This is a genomic window from Candidatus Pelagadaptatus aseana, from assembly GCF_040362265.1.
GTDB classification, from domain to species: domain Bacteria; phylum Pseudomonadota; class Gammaproteobacteria; order Pseudomonadales; family Cellvibrionaceae; genus Pelagadaptatus; species Pelagadaptatus aseana.
Map to the genome: position 1 here is coordinate 1 of NZ_BAABNJ010000005.1, position 18,435 is coordinate 18,435.

The following is an 18,435-nucleotide window of genomic DNA, read 5'->3' on the forward strand; positions in this document are numbered from 1 at the left end:
GCTACGATGATGGTGTGATCCATGGCGCCGTGCTCTTCCAGCTTACGTACAACGGAAGCGATAGAAGAGGCCTTCTGGCCAACAGCTACGTAGATACACTTAATGCCAGTGCCTTTCTGGTTGATGATGGCATCAACGGCAATAGCGGTTTTACCGGTCTGACGGTCACCAATGATCAGCTCACGCTGGCCACGACCTACAGGTACCATGGAGTCAACGGCTTTCAGACCAAACTGAACAGGCTCATCAACTGACTGACGATCAATTACGCCCGGGGCGATTTTTTCGATTGCGTCAGTTTTGCTGTTACCGATTGGGCCTTTACCATCGATTGGGTTACCAAGTGCGTCAACAACGCGACCCAGCAGTTCATCACCCACAGGTACTTCAAGAATACGACCTGTACACTTACAAGTTTGACCTTCGGCAATGCCTTTGTAGTCACCCAGGATAACAGCACCAACGCTGTCACGCTCCAGGTTCAACGCCATGCCGTATACGCCGCCGTCAAACTCGATCATTTCACCGTACATCACGTCTTCGAGACCGTGAATACGAATAATACCGTCGGTTACGGAAACCACGGTGCCCTCATTCTGGGCTTTAGCAGTTACATCGAGACCATCGATGCGCTGCTTGATAATGTCACTGATTTCAGAAGGATTCAGTTGCTGCATGCTCTGTTCCTCAATTTCCTGATCCGCACGGATCAGGAGTTCATTGCTTCGGCAAGTTTGGTCAAGCGACCGCGTACCGAACCGTCAATTACTGTGTCACCCGCTCGAACCAGGGCGCCACCCAGCAGACTTGCGTCTACGTCAGTGGTGAGATTCACTTCACGGTCCAGCTTGGCACTTAAAGATTTCGCCAGTTTGTCTTGCAATTCACCGGTTAGCTCAAAGGCTGTAGTCACAACCACATCAACAGATTTTTCGCGCTGCGCTTTGTGCAGTTCGAACAACTGTTGAATCTGAGGCAACAATGGCAGGCGACCATTGGTGGCCAGGGAACCAATCAGATTGGCAACCTTGGCGTCAATTTCTTCGCCACACACACCCACAAAAGCTTCCGCTTTTTGCTCGGTGGTCAAGGATGGGGAACCCATTACCTTGGTCATTGCTTCCTGCTGTGATACAGCGGCAGCCAGTTTCAGCATTTGAGACCACTGCGCCAGAGCGCCAGCCGCGTCGGCCGCTTCAAAAGCAGCTTTGGCGTAAGGTCTTGCGAGAGTTGTAAGTTCGGCCATTGGTATTACCTCACTTACAATTCAGCTGCTAACTGGTTTACCAACTCGCTGTTAGCTTTTTCATCGATGGACGCAGCCAGTACTTTTTCAGCACCTGCCAACGCCAGGGCAGCAACCTTGCCACGCAGTTCTTCTTTAGCGCGGTTCATTTCCTGCTCAATCTCAGCTTCAGCTGCGGCTTTCAGTCGATCGCCTTCAGCCTTGGCTGAATCTTTGGCTTCCTCAACAATCTGGCCAGCGCGCTTGTTAGCTTGCTCGATGATTGCTGCGGCTTCTTCTTTCGCTTCACGAAGTTGTTGAGTGGCTTTTTTCTGAGCCAGCTCAAGATCTTTGTCTGCGCGATCCGCGGCTTCCAGACCATCGGCGATTTTCTTTTCGCGCTCTTCCATTACGGAAGTCAGCGCAGGCCATACGAACTTCATGCAGAACCACACGAAGAACGCAAACGAAATCGTTTGGCCGATCAAAGTCAAATTAATGTTCACACCGACACCTCATTCATCTTTGTTAAAAAGTTACAAAAGGGATGGGGTGTAATTAACCTACCAGGCCAGGTGCAACAACAAAGATCAGGTACATGCCGATACCAACACCGATCATTGGAACCGCATCCAACAGACCAGCCATCAGGAACATTTTACCTTGCAGAGCAGGACCTTGCTCAGGCTGACGGGCAGAACCTTCCAGCAGCTTGCCGCCCAGCAGGCCGAAACCTACAGCAGTACCCAGGGCGCCCAGGCCAATCAACAGTGCGCTCGCGATGTATACCAAACCAAGTGCTTCCATTAGTTTTCTCCAGTTTTTAAGTTGAAAAGTTAAAGTTAAAGGTTGAAATCGTTATTAATGGTGTTCGTCTACGTCGTGCGCCATCGCCATATATACGGTGGTCAACACCATAAACACGAAGGCTTGAAGAGTAATAACCAGAATGTGGAATACTGCCCATGCCCACTGCAGAACACCGCCGAATACGCCAAACACCAGGCCAGCAGAGTAGAGCAGAGCAATCAGGATAAAGATCATCTCACCGGCATAGAGGTTTCCGAACAGTCGCAATCCAAGTGAAATTGGCTTGGCGATCAGACCAACCAGCTCCAGGAACAGGTTGAACGGAATCATTACCGGGTGATTAAACGGGTGCAGGGCCAATTCTTTGGCAAAGCCACCGATACCTTTGTTCTTGATACTGAAGAAAATCATCAGCAGGAATACACCAATCGCCATACCAAGGGTGGCATTGGGGTCAGTGGTTGGTACCACTTTAAAGAACAAGTGAGGATCGCCAGAAACAGTAGCAGCGGTCAGCGGCAGCCAGTCAATGGGCACCAGATCCATCAGGTTCATCAGGAACACCCAAACAAAAATGGTCAGCGCCATCGGAGCAACCAGCTTATTGGAGTGATGAAACGTATCTTTTACGGTGTTATCGATGAACTCGACAACCAGCTCAACAAAGCTCTGCATACCACGTGGTACATCAGTAGTTGCTCGCTTGGCCGCCTTAAAGAATACAAAACTGAACAGGAAACCCAGAACCAGAGACCAACCAATGGTATCCAGGTGAATCGCCCAAAAACCCATATCCGCCGCTTCCTGAGAAGTGTGCGCCAGAGTCCAGGTGGCGTTTTCTAAGACATGTACATTGCCTTCCGCATCCACACGCTCATAACCCGCCGGCAATTTGCCGTAAGCCATGTTTTGCAAGTGGTGTTGAATGTACCCCGTTTGAGTCAAACCTTCGCTTGCCATAATTTTCTCAAGCACCCTTAATTTAAAATGTTATAAAAAAACTCTGACACCAAAGCGCTTTTAAAACATCTCAGCTTATCAGTTAGCTGCCCTGATAGCGGTTGATTACTTTCGCTGTCAACCACCATTGCAACAGCAGCATAAACAAGTAACCACCAAACAGCGCGATCATATCGACATCTTTTACCTGCAAAAACACCAGAGCGAACCCCACCAGAGTCAGCAGGTATTTACCAAGCTCACCTTTGTAAAAAGAGCGGGTGATATCTCTGGCTGCTCGCGCACCCATATAACGAAAGGCATAAATCGAAAAGTAGAGATGTGGTATGACCGCAATCAACCCACCGATCAGGTAGGAAACAGGATCCAGTTTGTCATCACGGGACAGCGCAACGGCACTCAACCCCAATACCACGGCCTGTACAGCAGGCACGATTAAAACTGGCGGTTTTTTTATGCTGGTCAAGGCTTCCTCTCAGGCTCTGTTTTGTAAGCCAATCAGGCAACGTCCGGAACCAACAGGTCTCACTCTCTACCTCGATCAAACCTCGACAATACGGGGCTTTATCACAGGCGCCGCGAATTATAGAGGTAAGGTTGCTGGCTATCAACAAAAAGCACCAGAAAAGGCTGAAGTTATAGACTAAAGCACCATATTGACGCACAGAGACACCAGAGCTGGCGTCCCGGGAATGATCTACTTAAATCAAAAATCAGGATTCATAGCCAAGATGGGCGAGGATCCCATCCAGTTCATCCAGATTATTGTAACTGAAGGTTAGTTTGCCCTTACCCTTGGCGCCATGATTGATGTGGACAGGAACACCCACTTTTTCCGACAGGCCAGTCTCGAGCTTCTCAATATCCGAATTGGCTTGCTGGGACGGCTTCTCGGACTTGGTATCGCCTTGCTGAATCTTGCGAACCAATGCCTCGGTCTGGCGTACCGATAAACCTTTGGCCACCACCTGACGCGCCACTTCCCGCTGATCACTGGCATCCAGTGACAGCAGGGATCGGGCATGCCCCATTTCCAGATCGCCATGCTCCAGCATCTTTTTGACATCATCGGTCAGGGAAATGAGTCGCAACAAATTGGTTACCGTAGTGCGCGATTTGCCGACAGCCTGAGCCACTTCCTGGTGAGTCAGCTCAAATTCATCCTGTAGGCACTTGAGGGCCATGGCCTCTTCCATGGGATTTAGATCTTCCCGCTGAATGTTTTCAATCAGCGCCATGGCAATAGCGGCTTCGTCCGCCACTTCGCGGATCACACAGGGGATTTTTTCCAGACTGGCCAATTGCGAGGCCCGCCAGCGGCGTTCACCGGCGATAATTTCGTATTTGTCGGTGCCAATAGGGCGCACGACAATGGGTTGCATAACACCCTGAGCCTTAATGGATTCAGCCAGTTCCTCCAGTGCTTCGGGGTGCATATCACGACGCGGCTGGTATTTGCCGCGCTGCAGAAACTCTATGGGTAATTCCGCCAACTTGCCATCGAGTACGTCAGTCTGGGCTGCTTCATTGCTTGTTGCGGCTGAAACTCCAACCTCTGACGCCGATGGGGTCACCGCAGCACCACCCAACAACGCCTCCAGGCCACGCCCTAATCCTTTCTTCTTCGATGCCATCTCTGTCTGTACCTTAACTGTGTCGCTCGATTTAAGCTTCTTCTTGTAATGCTTCGTTGGTAGTCGCACCGCTCTCATGACGCCGCAACATTTCACCGGCCAGCGCCAGATAGGCAACAGCACCTCTGGATTGGCGATCATAAATCAGGGCTGGCTGACCGAAACTCGGCGCCTCTGCTAGGCGAATATTGCGAGGGATGCAGGTGCGATATAGCTGGTCACCAAAATATTCCATCAATTGAGCACTGACGTCTTTGGTGAGGCTGCTGCGTGGGTCGTACATGGTGCGTAAAATACCCTCGACAATCAGCTGCGGATTAACCGTCTGTTGAATCTGGTTGATGGTATTGAGCAGGGCTGACAGCCCCTCCAGGGCGTAGTATTCACACTGCATGGGAATCAATACGCCATTACAGGCTGCCAAAGCATTGAGTGTCAGCATATTGAGCGATGGAGGGCAGTCAATAATGATGTAATCGAACTGATCACGAATACCTTCCAGCGCAATCTTGAGACGCTGATCCTTGCTGTCCAGACTGAGCATTTCCACTTCAGCGGCAGTCAGGTCGCTGTTGGAGGGCAGAACCTGAAACTTGCCACTGGGCGATTCAATGATCGCATCCTCGGCTTTGCAGGCGCCGACCAAAACCTCATATACAGTGATATCAACATCGTTCTTATCAATACCACTACCCATGGTGGCATTGCCCTGAGGATCAAGATCCACCAGCAACACTTTCTTCTTGGTTGCCACCAGGGACGCGGCCAGATTCACACAGGTGGTGGTCTTGCCAACACCGCCTTTCTGGTTGGTTACCGCAAAAATTCTGGTCAATGTTCTGTCCTTGCAGATTATTATTCTGCCGCAATGATCAACAGGTGCCGCTCGCCTTCTTCACCGGAAACCTGTAGTGGGTAAGAGGCAGAAACCTTATAGTTTTTTGCCAATTCACTCAACTCGTCTTGCGGGTAAATACCCTTCATGGCGAGGAAGTTACCACCCGATTTCAACAGGTGGTGGCAGCCATCGGTCATATCTTTCAGACTTGCAAACGCCCGGCTGATCACACCATCAAACAACTCGGGTGGCTGATACTGTTCCACCCGACCGTTGTGCACCGAGACATTGGTCAGATTCAATTCAGTCACAGCCTGAAATTGAAAACGGGACTTCTTGCCGTTGCTGTCGAGCAGGGTAAATGTCTTTTCAGGGAACATAATGGCCAGAGGAATGCCAGGCAATCCGCCCCCGGTTCCAACATCGATGTAATTATCCGCATCGATATAGGGCACCACACTCAAACTGTCGAGTATGTGTCGTGACAGCATCTGCTCGATATCGCGCACTGCCGACAGGTTGTAGGCCTTGTTCCACTTTTCAAACAGCAATAAGTAGGCCACTAATTGCTCGGCCTGCTGTTGCGATACGGAAATCCCCTGCTGTAAGGCACCCTGCAGCAATTTTTGTTGCAACTGATCCGCTGTCATCATCAGGATGCCACGCTCTTTTTCAGCAAGCCGTGTTTTTTCAGATAGATTAACAACAGGGAAACGGCGGCCTGGGTAACCCCTGGTATTCTCGAGGCCCGAGCCAGCGTAACAGGTTTGGCTTCCATCAACTTCTGTTTCACTTCATTAGAGAGGCCTTCGACACTCTGGTAATCGAAATTTTCCGGTATAGCGGTATTTTCATGTTGTTTCAGGCGATTGATATCATCCTGTTGACGGTCGATATAACCGGCGTATTTGGTCTCAATTTCAACCTGTTCACGCACCTGCTCGTCAATCTCTAGGTCGCCCTTGAGTGATGCGACGTCGTCATACCCCAGCTCCGGACGCTTTAACAGGTCATGCAAACTGAATTCTCGAGTCAGGGGGGACTTTAATTTGTCTTTGAGTTGTTCCGCTTCAGCGCTGCCAGCCTGAATCCAGGTTTCTTTGAGTCGCTGCTGTTCAAGGGCAATGGCCTCGCGTTTGTCACAGAACGCCTGCCAGCGGGCATCGCCCACCAACCCCAGTTCGCGCCCCTTTTCGGTCAGGCGCAGGTCGGCATTATCCTCTCGCAACAACAAACGATATTCGGCGCGACTGGTAAACATGCGGTAGGGCTCACGGGTGCCCATGGTAATCAGGTCATCCACCAGCACACCGATATAGGCCTCATCCCGACGCGGGCACCAGCTGTCTTGCCCCTTGGCGCGGAGTGCGGCATTGGCACCGGCCAGCAGGCCCTGAGCACCGGCTTCTTCGTAACCGGTGGTGCCATTGATCTGGCCAGCAAAAAACAACCCCTCTATACACTTGTTTTCCAGGTTGTACTGCAAATCCTGCGGATTAAAGAAATCGTACTCAATGGCATAGCCGGGACGAGTGATATGGGCATTTTCAAAACCTTTGATTGAGTGCACCAGATTTAACTGCACATCAAAAGGCAGACTGGTGGAAATGCCATTGGGGTAGAGCTCATGGGTGTTCAGCCCCTCGGGCTCGATAAAGACCTGATGGGAATCCTTGTCGGCAAAGCGATGCACCTTGTCCTCAATGGAAGGGCAGTAACGCGGACCAACACCTTCGATCACTCCAGTGTACATCGGAGAGCGATCCAGCCCCCCCATAATGATGTCGTGGGTATTCTGGTTGGTGTGAGTAATCCAGCAACACACCTGGCGAGGATGATCGGCTCTGGAGCCCATGTAGGACATCACCGGAGTGGGAGTATCGCCATACTGCTCCTCCAGCCCCGCAAAATTGACACTGCGGGCATCGATTCGGGGGGGGGTTCCGGTTTTCAGTCGATCAACCCGCAACGGCAATTCCCGCAGACGGTGTGCCAGAGCAATAGATGGTGGGTCGCCTGCCCGACCACCGGAGTGGTTATCCAGGCCGATGTGGATCACTCCACCCAGAAAAGTACCAACAGTAAGCACAACGGTCGGGGCGTAAAACTTTACCCCCATCTGGGTGACAACCCCTGCTACGCGATCACCCTCAACAATCAGGTCATCAGCTGCCTGTTGAAAAATATCCAGATTGGGCTGATTTTCCAGAATGTCGCGAATGGCGGCCTTATACAGGGCCCGATCGGCCTGAGCCCGAGTTGCCCTTACTGCTGGCCCCTTGCGTGAGTTCAATACCCGAAACTGGATCCCGCCTTTATCGGTCGCCAACGCCATGGCCCCACCCAGAGCGTCGATTTCCTTAACCAGATGACTTTTGCCAATGCCACCAATGGCCGGGTTACAGGACATTTGGCCCAGGGTTTCTATGTTATGCGTCAACAACAGTGTTTGACATCCCATCCGGGCAGCTGCCAGACAGGCTTCAGTACCAGCGTGACCACCGCCTATCACTATTACGTCATAACGCTTGGGGTAATCCATAAAACTCTCTCGATGATCGGGCCAAATAAAAAAAGGGCGCACATTATATGTTGGTCATTGGCTTTGATCAAAATTTAATCGAAAGAATTTCTATTATTTATAAATAATGAAATAGAAAAGATATATATGAATATATATAGGATTATTGTAGTTATTATATATAGTGCGTTAGATATCTGTGTATAAGCCAATATTATTCAATAAAATCATATGGTTAGGTCAATGAAAAACTCGGTATCAAAGCGGTAAAATCTGGTAATTCCACGGTATTTTTCTGTGTATGAAACAGCGACTTTCCCACAGGCAAAATGAATCGGCCATTTATCCCCAATTTAATGCAGAGCTTATTGGTCTGTTTCACCAAATTTTTTTCACAGGTTTGTCTTTTAACTTTAATAAAACCATCAAAAAGCTATATTTTTCATTAAGTTAGGGGATAAACCTGTGAGTAATTGTGGATAACCTATGTAAGTTAGGTGGATTCTTATCCACATCCCGTTTTTCGTCCTATTCCAGCGGTTACAAATAGCCTATACTTGCGCGCTGCCCCGAAGTGTCTTTTTTGAAGATGATGTACAGGGCAATAACCACTAATAACAATAATCCGAATTAAAGAATCAGATGTCTGCCCATGGGTGAAGTGGCTTTAATTACCGAAGATCAAAGGGATTGCCTGCAAGAGGTAACCAATATCGCAATGGGCCAGGCTGCAGATAATCTGGCCAGGTTGCTCGATGCTTTTGTTATCTTGCCCATTCCTCACGTTGAAGTGCTGGCGCCGACCGACATTGTGATGGCGCTGCAATCGCTTGAAGATTCCAATTCCGTATCCGGTGTATGTCAGGGCTTTATTGGCGGCGGTATCTCCGGCGAGGCCATGCTGATATTCAATGATGCCAGCTTCAGCGATCTGGCGGACCTATTGAATTACGAGGGTGAAATCGACACTCAGGCCGAGTATGAGTTGCTGATGGACACTGCCAACGTATTGAACGGAGCCTGCCTTAAAGGAATCGCGGAGCAACTGGATTGCGATTTCAGCTTCGGCCCTCCCATGTTACTGGGGCAGCATTGTCGAATTACGGATCTGCTTCAGAACAATGCCCTGTCCTGGAAGCAGGCACTGGTGGTCGAGATTAATTACAAAATCGAAAACCGCGACGTCAATTGTGATCTGCTGTTGGTCATGGCTGAAGACTCCATCGATCAGTTATTAAAGAAGCTCGATATTCTGTTGGATTAGCCACTCTTTAATTCAACCCTATTTCTATCAATCAATGTAACCAGGCAACTCCATGAGCAATAAAAAGCAGGTATTTGAAGATGTCCATTGGCTGATGGATGCGCTTCAGGGAATCGATGTGGGGCTTGTGGTGATGGATCAGAATTTCAATATTCAGGTCTGGAACCGGTTTATGCAAAACCACAGTGCCAAAACCCCCTCTGAGGTTATGGGGCAGAATATTTTTGAACTGTTTCCCGAATTACCTGAAAGCTGGTTTAAGCGCAAAGTGCAATCGGTGTTTGTGTTGCGCAATACGGCCTTCACTACCTGGGAACAGCGACCCTATTTATTCCGCTTCAAACACTATCGCCCGATTACCGGTACCTCAGAGCACATGTACCAGAACAGCACCATCATGCCGCTCATGAACTCCCATGGAGAGGTGGAGCAAATCTGTCTGGTGATCTATGACGTGACTGATACGGCGGTCAGTAAGTTAGCTCTGCAGGATGCCAATCAGGCACTGGAGAGACTGAGTCAGACCGATGCTTTGACCGGTCTCTACAATCGCGGGCACTGGGAAAAGAACCTGCAACAGGAGTTCAACCGCTTCACCCGCTATAAGAACGCCACCAGCCTGATCATGTTCGATATCGATCACTTTAAACGTGTCAACGATGAGTATGGTCACCCAACCGGGGATGCGGTCATTCGCGAAACGGCCGAGGAGGTTCTCCGTCAAGTAAGGGATCTGGATATTGCCGGGCGCTATGGAGGCGAAGAGTTCGGCATCATTTTGACCGAAACCGATGCCGATGGTGCGGTAAAACTGGCGGAGCGTCTGAGGGCCTCGATAGAACAACTAGTGGTTGAACACGAAGACTACCGTGTGCGCTTTACCATCAGTTTGGGGGTTGTCGAATTAAACGAAAGCTATGGCAATTACAAAGCCTGGCTCGAAAAAACCGATCAGGCTCTCTATGAGTCTAAAAAGCAGGGGCGCAACACGGTCACCTTGCTGTAAAGGTCAATCCAGTGAGGCGCAAGCGGGATTATTTTCCGATACAGAAACTGGAAAAAATTCTTCCCAGTAGGGCATCCGGGGTAAATTCTCCGGTAATTTCACTCAGGCAGTTTTGAGCTTGACGCAGATCCTCTGCCAACAATTCTCCGGCCGCCAAGGTTTGCAGTTGTTGCTGACCAACCAATAGCAGGTCACAGGCTCTATCCAGCGCATCCAGATGACGTCGACGGGCGGTAAAACCGCCTTCGGTGGTTCCGGTATAGCCCATACAGGTTTTCAGGTGGTCTTTGAGCTGTGATACCCCATCACCGGTTTTGGCCGACAGGGTAATCACTGGCACATCGGAGTCATCCCTCTGATCGATGGCAAGCTGGGACAGATCGCACTTGTTTTTTACCAGTGTCAGGTGGCGGGTGTCTTTTAAGGCCGCTACAAATTCAGGCCAAATATCGGCTGGGGCATTACCTTCCGAGGTGGTGGAGTCGACCACCATCAGAATCCGATCGGCTTTGTGAATTTCATCCCAGGCGCGAGCAATGCCAATTTGTTCGACCTCATCGGGGCTTTCGCGCAAACCAGCGGTATCGATGATGTGCAGTGGCATGCCATCGATGTGGATATGCTCGCGCAAAACATCGCGCGTAGTGCCTTCAATGTGGGTGACAATGGCGCTGTCCCGGCCAGACAGAGCATTGAGCAGGCTTGATTTTCCGGCATTGGGTTTGCCGGCAATCACCACGTGCATGCCCTCTCTGATCAGAGTGCCCTGGCGGGCCTGACGACGAACAGACTCGACTTGGTCGATGATGACCTGCAAGTCGTTGGCGACCTTGCCATCGGTTAGAAAATCGATCTCTTCTTCGGGGAAATCAATGGCCGCTTCCACGTAAATGCGCAGCTGTATCAAAGCTTCCACAAGGTCGTGAATCTGACTGGAAAATGCGCCCTGCAATGAATGGATGGCGTTGCGGGCTGCCTGTTCTGAAGAGGCATCAATCAGATCCGCAATGGCCTCGGCCTGAGTCAGATCCATTTTGTCATTGAGAAAAGCGCGCTCGGAGAATTCTCCAGGATTGGCCAGTCTCGCTCCCAGGTCCATGACCCGTTTCAGCAGACAATCGAGGATGATGGGGCCGCCATGCCCCTGCAATTCCAGAACGTCTTCGCCGGTAAACGAGTTGGGGCCGGGAAAGAACAGGGCAATGCCCTGATCCAACACTTCAGTGTCCGATTCATAGAAACCACCATAGTGAGCCAGCCGGGGCTCTGGTGTTTTCTGTAAAACAGCTTGGGCAATCCCCAGAGCCTTCGGCCCTGAGATGCGGATGATACCGACACCACCTTTACCCGGTGGTGTTGCTATGGCGGCAATGGTGTCGGTAGATGAGACCATAAACAGATTAAGCGTTTTCGCCTGCCTCAATCTGGCGAGTGATGACATATTGCTGGGCGATGGACAGGGTGTTGTTGACTACCCAGTACAGTACCAGACCAGCTGGGAACCACAGGAACATAAACGTAAATACGATCGGCATCATCTGCATAATGCGCGCCTGAGTTGGATCCGGTGGTGTTGGATTGAGCTTCTGTTGAATCCACATGGTCAGGCCCATGATCAAAGGCAGGATAAACAGTGGGTCTTTCACCGACAGGTCGTCAATCCAGCCCAGGAATGGGGTGTGACGCAGCTCAACGCTTTCCATCAATACCCAATAGAGGGCGATAAACACCGGCATCTGCACCAGAATCGGAAGACAGCCACCCAGAGGGTTGATCTTCTCTTTCTTGTACATCTTCATCATTTCCTGTTGCATGCGCTGGCGATCATCTCCGTAGAGATCTTTCATACGCTGCATTTCAGGGGCGAACTTGCGCATTTTGGCCATGGAGCGGTAGCTGGTGGCAGACAGTTTGAAGAACACCAGTTTGATCAGGATGGTCAGTGCGATAATCGACCAGCCCCAGCTGCCCAGCAGACCATAGATAAAGTTCAGTACATGAAACAGCGGCTTGGCTACCCACCACAACCAACCATAATCTACGGTCAGGTCAAGGTAGGGGGAAATTTCTTCGAGCCGGTAAATGTCTTTCGGTCCGGCATAAAAGCTGGCACTGATAACGCCCTGTGAGTTGGCCGCTACCGTGACTTGCGGACTGGTAAAGCCCATCAGGTAAATATCGCCACGGCTTTTGCGCAGGCTGAAGTTGTTCATGGTTTCCTGGTTGGGAATCCAGGCACTCAGAAAATAGTGCTGAACCATGGCAACCCAGCCACCCTGAATACCGGTTTTGAAGCCGCCTTTGCGCACCAGATCTTCATCGGCCAGATCGGCAAAATCCAATTTTTTGTAATTTTCTTCGGTGGTGGTCAAAGCTGCCCCCAGATAGGGCTGCATACCCAGCGCGGTGGTTTCAACCGGATTGTGGCTGTCGCGTTTAATCTGGCCAAACAGGCCGGCGGTCCAGTTATTATCGCTGCGGTTATCGATCAGGTACTGCAGTTGCACCAGATTGTCGCCACGGGTGAAGACAAAACGTTTGGTGATTGACACGTCACCTTGCTGGAATTGCAGATCGACATTCAGGCTGTCTTCCCCTTCGGCCATCTGATAGCTGGCTTGTTGGGTCACAAATTGTGGACGACCTTCGGCGGTATCGGTGGCATTGGCACCGATCAGACCACTTTGAGCAATATAGGTGGTGTATTCCGTGCGGTTGAGCAGGATAAAGGGATCGTTTGGCGTATCCAGACTCGACAGATGCTTGGGCAGAGCGACTTTGACGATATCGCCACCAAGGGTATCGATCAGTACTTCAAGGCTGTCGGTTTTAACGGAAATCAGCTGCTGCTGATTGCCTGTTGTTAATATCGGGTCAATGGCCTGTTCGTTGCCAACTGTGGCCGCGGGAATATCCGCTGTACCTTCAGAGACAGTGCTATCGGAAACGACTGGCAGGGTTTGATTTGCCAGAGTGGTTTCCTGTGACACAGCAGGGCGGTTGCGATCCTGAAAATCCCCCCACTCGTTAATCAATAAGACGGAGACTACAGCGATTGCTGCCAGGAAGAAGGTACGTTGCCAATCCATTTGTTATTACTACCGTTGCGATGAGTGATGATGAGTGTGTTTTTCCGGCACTGGATCCATACCGCCTTCGTGCCAGGGGTGGCATTTTAACAGGCGGTGCAGTGTCAGATAAGCGCCTTTAAAGAATCCGAAGCGTTCAATGGCTTCCTCTGCATAGTGCGAGCAGGTTGGATAGAAGCGGCACTGATTACCAACCCAGGGACTGAGTAAATAGCGGTACAGGTGAATCAGTTTGATCGCGATAAAGCGCATGACTTGTTCCGGTGATTTATGCTGACTTGGAATCCAGTTGGGCCTTTCTCTTTAACAACCGTTGCCACTGTTTACTGACAAGCTTCTGCAGTTGCTGATTATCGAGTCCGTCCAACCCCCGCCTTGCCAGAATAACCACATCGAGACCGGCCAGTTGGTGTTGATTCAAACGAAAGGACTCGCGCAGTATACGCTTGATTCGATTGCGTTGAACGGCCAGACGCACATTTTTTTTGGCAATGACCAAACCGAGTCGAGGGTAAGAAAGATTGTTGGGCTTTGAGAGTATCAGCAGATGCTGATGGGAGGCGCGAACAGGAGCGTCATCAAAGACAGCTCCATAGTCTCTGGCGTTGAGCAGGCGGAGAGTTTTACCAAATGCCTCGCTCGGCACGCCAGAACCTATAGAAGAACGTAAATCTGGGCTGGATTATGCAGCCAGTACTTTACGGCCTTTGGCACGACGACGAGCCAAAACTTTCTGGCCGTTTTTGGTAGCCATGCGAGAACGGAAACCGTGGGTACGCTTACGCTTCAAAACACTGGGTTGAAAAGTTCTTTTCATGGGACTGTATCCTAGTGATTTAAGTCATCTATTAAAGGTTGAATTCTTGGCGGTTCAAGTGGCCAACCTGATCTTATATAAAGAAGCTTATATAAGAAGCAAGACAGCTGAACCAAAAGAGGCGCGAATTCTATTGGATAGTCTCATTAAAATCAATGATTAATTGCCCGTTTTTTGTACGAAGCGGGGCTTTTTCGGCGATTTTATTGAAAAATAATTGCGGATAGATTTTTGCTCAGCTTACCAATAGTTTTTGCACAGGTTTATCCACAGGTTGATCTGGGTGCTTGATCCGGTTGATTCCCTATGAGTTCTGTAACTGTCTGATTTTTAATATTTTTTGAAATATTATCGGGAACAGATAAGTTTTTTGTGGATAACATAAGGGGCTTTTTAGTAAAATAATCCACTGCGTTTTGCCCCACTATAATCGCTATAAAGACAAGGGGGCGATGGTTTGTTTTTTTGATGGTTTTGGGGGCGGTTTTGCCGGAAACAATTTGGAATTACTGTTTGGACAGTTTGCAGAATGAGCTGCCGGTTCAACAGTTCAATACCTGGATTAAACCGTTACAGGTTAGCCCTGAATCACAGGAAGGTTATCTGAAATTGATAGCCCCCAATCGATTTATTGTCGATTGGGTCAATGACAAGTTCATTGATCGTATTCGCGAGTTGGCCAACGAAAGTGCCCAGCAGATAAATTTTAATGTGGAGCTGGCTGTTCTGGCTACGGCAGCGCCTGCCCGTTTTGAGAGACGCAGTTCTCCGCCGGCTCAACCCCAGATGGTGTCAGCACCCGTCGCTGCACCGGAGCCCAAATTTTCAGTACCCGATCCAATCGCTGTATCTTCTGAGTCTGTGGAACCGCCAAAGCCGATTGCTCAAGCGCGCAACAGCAATCAGGTTAATGTTGAGGGTGGGATTAAGCACAGTTCCAATTTGAATCGCGATTTTACATTTGAAAGTTTTGTCCAGGGTAAGTCCAATCAGTTGGGTCTTGCTGCTGCCCGACAGGTGGCTGAGAATCCAGGGGGCTCTTACAACCCACTGTTTATATATGGCGGCGTTGGTTTGGGTAAAACCCATCTGATGCATGCCGTGGGTAATGCTTTGTTGGAAAAAAATCCCAACGCTAAAATCGTGTATCTGCACTCTGAGCGTTTTGTTGCGGATATGGTTAAGGCGCTGCAGTTGAACGCCATTAACGATTTTAAGCGTTATTACCGCTCAGTTGATGCGCTGCTGATTGATGACATCCAATTTTTTGCCGGTAAAGAGCGCTCACAGGAGGAATTCTTCCATACGTTTAATGCTCTGCTTGAGGGTGGGCAGCAGATTATTCTTACCTGTGATCGTTACCCAAAAGAAATCCATGGTCTGGAAGAGCGATTGAAGTCACGTTTTGGTTGGGGATTGACCGTTGCTGTTGAGCCACCGGAATTGGAGACTCGGGTTGCCATTCTGATGCGTAAGGCAATGCAGGCCAACATAGAACTGCCACACGATGCGGCCTTCTTTATTGCTCAGCGGATTCGCTCCAATGTGCGTGAGCTCGAAGGAGCTCTCAAGCGGGTGATAGCCAATGCCCATTTCACAGGCCGGGATATCGACACCGGTTTTGTTCGCGAAGCGCTGAAAGATTTGCTGGCACTGCAGGATAAGCAGGTTAGTATCGATAATATTCAGCGGGTGGTGGCGGAATACTACAAGATTAAAGTCAGTGATTTATTATCCAAGCGTCGCAGTCGCTCGGTTGCCCGACCAAGGCAAGTCGCTATGTCGTTGGCGAAAGAATTAACCAATCACAGTTTGCCGGAGATTGGGGAAGCGTTTGGTGGCCGAGATCATACTACTGTGTTGCATGCTTGTCGGAAAATTCAGGAGCTTCGCGAGGAGGATGTGGATATTCGCGAAGACTGGAAAAACCTGCAGCGCTCGCTGACAACCTGATATTGATCGCATTTTTAAAATAACAGAGACAAAGAGAAACAATTCATGAAATTTACCGTATCACGAGAAGCTTTACTAAAGCCCCTACAGTTGGTTGCTGGTGTTGTAGAGCGCCGTCAGACCTTGCCGGTACTGGCTAATGTTTTGTTGGTTCTGGAAGAAGATCGCTTGTCGCTGACGGGTACTGATCTGGAAGTTGAAATTGTGGCACGTGTGCAATTGGCTCAACCAGGTCAAAGTGGTGAGTTGACAGTGCCCGCCAAGAAACTGGTGGATATCTGCCGCTCTTTGCCTGATGACGCTGAGCTGAACTTTGCCGAAGAAGATCAGCGAGTGATCCTGAAATCGGGTCGCAGCCGCTTTACCTTGTCGACTCTGCCAGCCAATGACTTTCCCAATGTGGAACAGTCACAGGGTGATCTGCAGTTCACCTGTGAGCAGCAGGATATTAAGCGTTTGATTGACCGCACCAGCTTTGCCATGGCGCAGCAGGACGTGCGCTATTATCTCAATGGTATGTTGTGGGAGGTTCAGCAGGGGCAGGTTAGGGCGGTTGCTACTGACGGACATCGTTTGGCGATGTGCACCCGCGCCGCATCAGTGTCTACAGATGATGTGGTACAGGCTATTTTGCCACGTAAGGGGGTTATTGAGTTGTCCCGCTTGCTGGATGGCGAGGATTCCGCAGAGATTATTCTGGGAGGTAATCATATCCGTGTTGTCACAGAAGAATACACCTTCACCTCCAAGCTGGTGGACGGCAAGTTCCCCGACTATGAACGAGTATTGCCAAAAGGGGGCGACAAGCTGGTATTTGGTGATCGCAACGAATTGCGTCAGGCGTTTGCTCGCACGGCAATTCTGTCCAATGAAAAGTATCGTGGTGTACGCCTGTTGTTGAGTGATGGTTTGCTGACTATTGTGGCTAATAACCCGGAGCAGGAAGAAGCTGAGGAGCAGGTTGTTGTCGATTACGCTGGTGATTCCCTCGAAATTGGTTTCAATGTCAGTTATTTGCAGGATGTGACAGGGGTGCTGAGCTCCGACACTATTAAAATGACTTTGGCTGATACTAACAGCAGCGCCCTGTTAGAAGAGCCAGATGGTGGCGATTCGGTTTACGTTGTGATGCCAATGCGCCTCTGATCATAGTCAGCCAAAGCCACTGTGCTGAGACGGCTATGTCTCTTAGACAATTAACCGTTACAGATTTCCGTAATCTGAAAACCATAAACATTGAGCCGGGCGATCGGCTCAATGTTTTTTTTGGTGATAATGGCAGCGGTAAAACCTCTCTGCTTGAATCCATTAATACCCTCTCCCTGGCCAGATCCTTTCGCACCCATAAGCAAAAAAATCTAATTAATCATGGCTCTCAGTCCTATACCGTATTCGGGAAGGTTGAGAATGATTCCAGCAGTCTTTTCTCCGTGGGTATTCAGCGCTCTAAGAACGGAGAGGGTGCGATTCGAGTTAATCAAAAGAATCTAACATCTGCGGCCGAATTGGCAGAGTTGCTTCCGGTCCGGGTGATCAACACCAGTTCTTTCTTGATACTCGACGGTCCTCCGCTGGAGCGTCGTTCAATGTTGGATTGGCTGATGTTTCACGTGGAACATGAGTTTTATGGGGTGTGGAAACAACATGAAAAGTGCGTAAAGCAGCGCAATAGTCTGCTTCGGCATGATAAAATAGATCCCTTGCAGCTCGATATTTGGGATGATGAATTGGCCCCATTGGTCAGGCGTCTGGACACAATCAGAAGTCGCGGTTTCGCCTTGCTGAAAGAAGAATTTTACAGTTTGATTAAGGATATCGAGGGTCTACCTGGGCAGCTAAAACTGCATTACAGCCGGGGTTGGGATAAAGAGTCAGACATTTGTGTTTATCTTAAACAGCACAGAGAAAGAGATATCGGCTTAGGCTATACCCGCCATGGTGCGCATCGGGCCGATATTAGGGTAACTGTTGGCGGCTTGTTGGCTTCAGAGGTTTTATCACGGGGACAGCAAAAGATCGTTATCTGTGCCCTGCTGCTGGCGCAGGGGATGGCTTTTACGCGATATACACAACGCCGTTGTGTGTACCTCATAGATGATCTGCCTGCTGAATTGGATCTTATCTATCGCAAACAACTCTGCAGTTGGCTTGAGGAGTTGGGTTCACAAGTATTTGTGACCGGGGTTCAATCCAATGAGTTGCTTGAGTCTTGGCCTGAGACAACAGAATACAAATTGTTCCACGTGAAACATGGAACAGTAGCTGAGGTAACATGTTCCACGTGAAACATGGATGACTTAGCGTTAAATAAATAAAAA

General features: G+C 49.7%; 19 protein-coding genes and 1 pseudogene. 5 read left to right on the forward strand and 15 right to left on the reverse strand.

From position 1 onward, the window contains the following. The 10 genes and pseudogenes from ACPXV9_RS08585 to mnmG all read right to left on the reverse strand — a co-directional run. Positions 1–677 (reverse strand): annotated as a pseudogene (locus ACPXV9_RS08585) (F0F1 ATP synthase subunit alpha); the annotation flags it as partial. Positions 678–709: 32 nt separating this feature from the next. Next, positions 710–1,246, reverse strand: coding sequence for a F0F1 ATP synthase subunit delta (locus ACPXV9_RS08590; protein WP_423896042.1), 537 nt, complete (start codon positions 1,244–1,246; stop codon positions 710–712). Positions 1,247–1,260: 14 nt separating this feature from the next. Continuing rightward, on the reverse strand, positions 1,261–1,731 hold the full coding sequence (locus ACPXV9_RS08595; RefSeq protein ID WP_423896043.1) for a F0F1 ATP synthase subunit B: 471 nt from the start codon (positions 1,729–1,731) through the stop codon (positions 1,261–1,263). 52 nt (positions 1,732–1,783) lie between these two features. Further along, a complete protein-coding gene (gene atpE, locus ACPXV9_RS08600) occupies positions 1,784–2,032 on the reverse strand; it encodes a F0F1 ATP synthase subunit C (RefSeq protein ID WP_423896044.1) in 249 nt (82 codons plus the stop codon). A gap of 54 nt (positions 2,033–2,086) precedes the next feature. Then, positions 2,087–2,995 (reverse strand): F0F1 ATP synthase subunit A, encoded by a 909-nt coding sequence (gene atpB, locus ACPXV9_RS08605; RefSeq protein ID WP_423896045.1) that lies wholly within the window; start codon positions 2,993–2,995, stop codon positions 2,087–2,089. An 82-nt stretch (positions 2,996–3,077) separates the two neighbouring features. Then, a complete protein-coding gene (locus tag ACPXV9_RS08610) occupies positions 3,078–3,428 on the reverse strand; it encodes an ATP synthase subunit I (protein ID WP_423896046.1) in 351 nt (116 codons plus the stop codon). Positions 3,429–3,708: 280 nt separating this feature from the next. Beyond that, positions 3,709–4,629 (reverse strand): ParB/RepB/Spo0J family partition protein, encoded by a 921-nt coding sequence (locus ACPXV9_RS08615; RefSeq protein ID WP_423896047.1) that lies wholly within the window; start codon positions 4,627–4,629, stop codon positions 3,709–3,711. Between the two features lie 31 nt (positions 4,630–4,660). After that, positions 4,661–5,464: a ParA family protein gene (locus ACPXV9_RS08620; RefSeq protein ID WP_423896048.1), complete on the reverse strand. Its 804-nt coding sequence runs from the start codon at positions 5,462–5,464 to the stop codon at positions 4,661–4,663. A gap of 20 nt (positions 5,465–5,484) precedes the next feature. After that, positions 5,485–6,120 carry a 16S rRNA (guanine(527)-N(7))-methyltransferase RsmG gene (rsmG, locus tag ACPXV9_RS08625; RefSeq protein WP_423896049.1) on the reverse strand — a complete coding sequence of 212 codons (636 nt, stop codon included), beginning with the start codon at positions 6,118–6,120 and terminating at the stop codon, positions 5,485–5,487. Continuing rightward, positions 6,120–8,009 (reverse strand): tRNA uridine-5-carboxymethylaminomethyl(34) synthesis enzyme MnmG, encoded by a 1,890-nt coding sequence (gene mnmG / locus ACPXV9_RS08630; RefSeq protein ID WP_423896050.1) that lies wholly within the window; start codon positions 8,007–8,009, stop codon positions 6,120–6,122. The genes rsmG and mnmG overlap by 1 nt, the downstream gene beginning before the upstream one ends. A gap of 631 nt (positions 8,010–8,640) precedes the next feature. Between mnmG and ACPXV9_RS08635 the strand changes: the two genes are divergently transcribed. Both ACPXV9_RS08635 and ACPXV9_RS08640 read left to right on the forward strand, forming a co-directional pair. After that, the gene (locus ACPXV9_RS08635) at positions 8,641–9,252 is read left to right on the forward strand and encodes a chemotaxis protein CheC (RefSeq protein ID WP_423896051.1); all 612 of its coding nucleotides are present in this window, start codon (positions 8,641–8,643) and stop codon (positions 9,250–9,252) included. A gap of 52 nt (positions 9,253–9,304) precedes the next feature. Then, the gene (locus tag ACPXV9_RS08640; protein ID WP_423896052.1) at positions 9,305–10,258 is read left to right on the forward strand and encodes a sensor domain-containing diguanylate cyclase; all 954 of its coding nucleotides are present in this window, start codon (positions 9,305–9,307) and stop codon (positions 10,256–10,258) included. Positions 10,259–10,286: 28 nt separating this feature from the next. On the opposite strand, the gene mnmE is transcribed toward ACPXV9_RS08640, so the two are convergent. The 5 genes from mnmE to rpmH are packed head-to-tail and all read right to left on the reverse strand — an operon-like array spanning position 10,287 to position 14,164. Then, positions 10,287–11,651, reverse strand: a complete 1,365-nt coding sequence (gene mnmE, locus ACPXV9_RS08645; RefSeq protein ID WP_423896053.1) for a tRNA uridine-5-carboxymethylaminomethyl(34) synthesis GTPase MnmE — start codon at positions 11,649–11,651, stop codon at positions 10,287–10,289. Between the two features lie 7 nt (positions 11,652–11,658). Further along, entirely contained in the window at positions 11,659–13,347 is a 1,689-nt protein-coding gene (gene yidC, locus ACPXV9_RS08650; RefSeq protein ID WP_423896054.1) for a membrane protein insertase YidC, read from the reverse strand. Positions 13,348–13,356: 9 nt separating this feature from the next. Further along, positions 13,357–13,599 (reverse strand): membrane protein insertion efficiency factor YidD, encoded by a 243-nt coding sequence (yidD, locus tag ACPXV9_RS08655; protein ID WP_423896055.1) that lies wholly within the window; start codon positions 13,597–13,599, stop codon positions 13,357–13,359. A 16-nt stretch (positions 13,600–13,615) separates the two neighbouring features. Further along, the gene (rnpA, locus tag ACPXV9_RS08660) at positions 13,616–13,993 is read right to left on the reverse strand and encodes a ribonuclease P protein component (RefSeq protein WP_423896056.1); all 378 of its coding nucleotides are present in this window, start codon (positions 13,991–13,993) and stop codon (positions 13,616–13,618) included. Between the two features lie 36 nt (positions 13,994–14,029). Then, entirely contained in the window at positions 14,030–14,164 is a 135-nt protein-coding gene (gene rpmH / locus ACPXV9_RS08665) for a 50S ribosomal protein L34 (RefSeq protein ID WP_423896057.1), read from the reverse strand. A gap of 468 nt (positions 14,165–14,632) precedes the next feature. Between rpmH and dnaA the strand changes: the two genes are divergently transcribed. The 3 genes from dnaA to recF are packed head-to-tail and all read left to right on the forward strand — an operon-like array spanning position 14,633 to position 18,402. Beyond that, entirely contained in the window at positions 14,633–16,117 is a 1,485-nt protein-coding gene (dnaA, locus tag ACPXV9_RS08670) for a chromosomal replication initiator protein DnaA (protein ID WP_423896517.1), read from the forward strand. A 45-nt stretch (positions 16,118–16,162) separates the two neighbouring features. Next, positions 16,163–17,263 (forward strand): DNA polymerase III subunit beta, encoded by a 1,101-nt coding sequence (gene dnaN / locus ACPXV9_RS08675; RefSeq protein ID WP_423896058.1) that lies wholly within the window; start codon positions 16,163–16,165, stop codon positions 17,261–17,263. Positions 17,264–17,298: 35 nt separating this feature from the next. Beyond that, positions 17,299–18,402 carry a DNA replication/repair protein RecF gene (gene recF / locus ACPXV9_RS08680; RefSeq protein ID WP_423896059.1) on the forward strand — a complete coding sequence of 368 codons (1,104 nt, stop codon included), beginning with the start codon at positions 17,299–17,301 and terminating at the stop codon, positions 18,400–18,402. Positions 18,403–18,435 lie beyond the last annotated feature (33 nt).

Bases quoted from the DNA above. Each gene is read 5' to 3' on its own strand.
- ACPXV9_RS08590 (WP_423896042.1), bottom strand. From the start codon at position 1,246: ATGGCCGAACTTACAACTCTCGCAAGACCTTACGCCAAAGCTGCTTTT.
- atpE (WP_423896044.1), bottom strand. From the start codon at position 2,032: ATGGAAGCACTTGGTTTGGTATACATCGCGAGCGCACTGTTGATTGGC.
- atpB (WP_423896045.1), bottom strand. From the start codon at position 2,995: ATGGCAAGCGAAGGTTTGACTCAAACGGGGTACATTCAACACCACTTG.
- ACPXV9_RS08615 (WP_423896047.1), bottom strand. From the start codon at position 4,629: ATGGCATCGAAGAAGAAAGGATTAGGGCGTGGCCTGGAGGCGTTGTTG.
- rsmG (WP_423896049.1), bottom strand. From the start codon at position 6,120: ATGATGACAGCGGATCAGTTGCAACAAAAATTGCTGCAGGGTGCCTTA.
- mnmG (WP_423896050.1), bottom strand. From the start codon at position 8,009: ATGGATTACCCCAAGCGTTATGACGTAATAGTGATAGGCGGTGGTCAC.
- ACPXV9_RS08635 (WP_423896051.1), top strand. From the start codon at position 8,641: ATGGGTGAAGTGGCTTTAATTACCGAAGATCAAAGGGATTGCCTGCAA.
- ACPXV9_RS08640 (WP_423896052.1), top strand. From the start codon at position 9,305: ATGAGCAATAAAAAGCAGGTATTTGAAGATGTCCATTGGCTGATGGAT.
- mnmE (WP_423896053.1), bottom strand. From the start codon at position 11,651: ATGGTCTCATCTACCGACACCATTGCCGCCATAGCAACACCACCGGGT.
- yidC (WP_423896054.1), bottom strand. From the start codon at position 13,347: ATGGATTGGCAACGTACCTTCTTCCTGGCAGCAATCGCTGTAGTCTCC.
- yidD (WP_423896055.1), bottom strand. From the start codon at position 13,599: ATGCGCTTTATCGCGATCAAACTGATTCACCTGTACCGCTATTTACTC.
- rpmH (WP_423896057.1), bottom strand. From the start codon at position 14,164: ATGAAAAGAACTTTTCAACCCAGTGTTTTGAAGCGTAAGCGTACCCAC.
- dnaA (WP_423896517.1), top strand. From the start codon at position 14,633: ATGGTTTTGGGGGCGGTTTTGCCGGAAACAATTTGGAATTACTGTTTG.
- dnaN (WP_423896058.1), top strand. From the start codon at position 16,163: ATGAAATTTACCGTATCACGAGAAGCTTTACTAAAGCCCCTACAGTTG.
- recF (WP_423896059.1), top strand. From the start codon at position 17,299: ATGTCTCTTAGACAATTAACCGTTACAGATTTCCGTAATCTGAAAACC.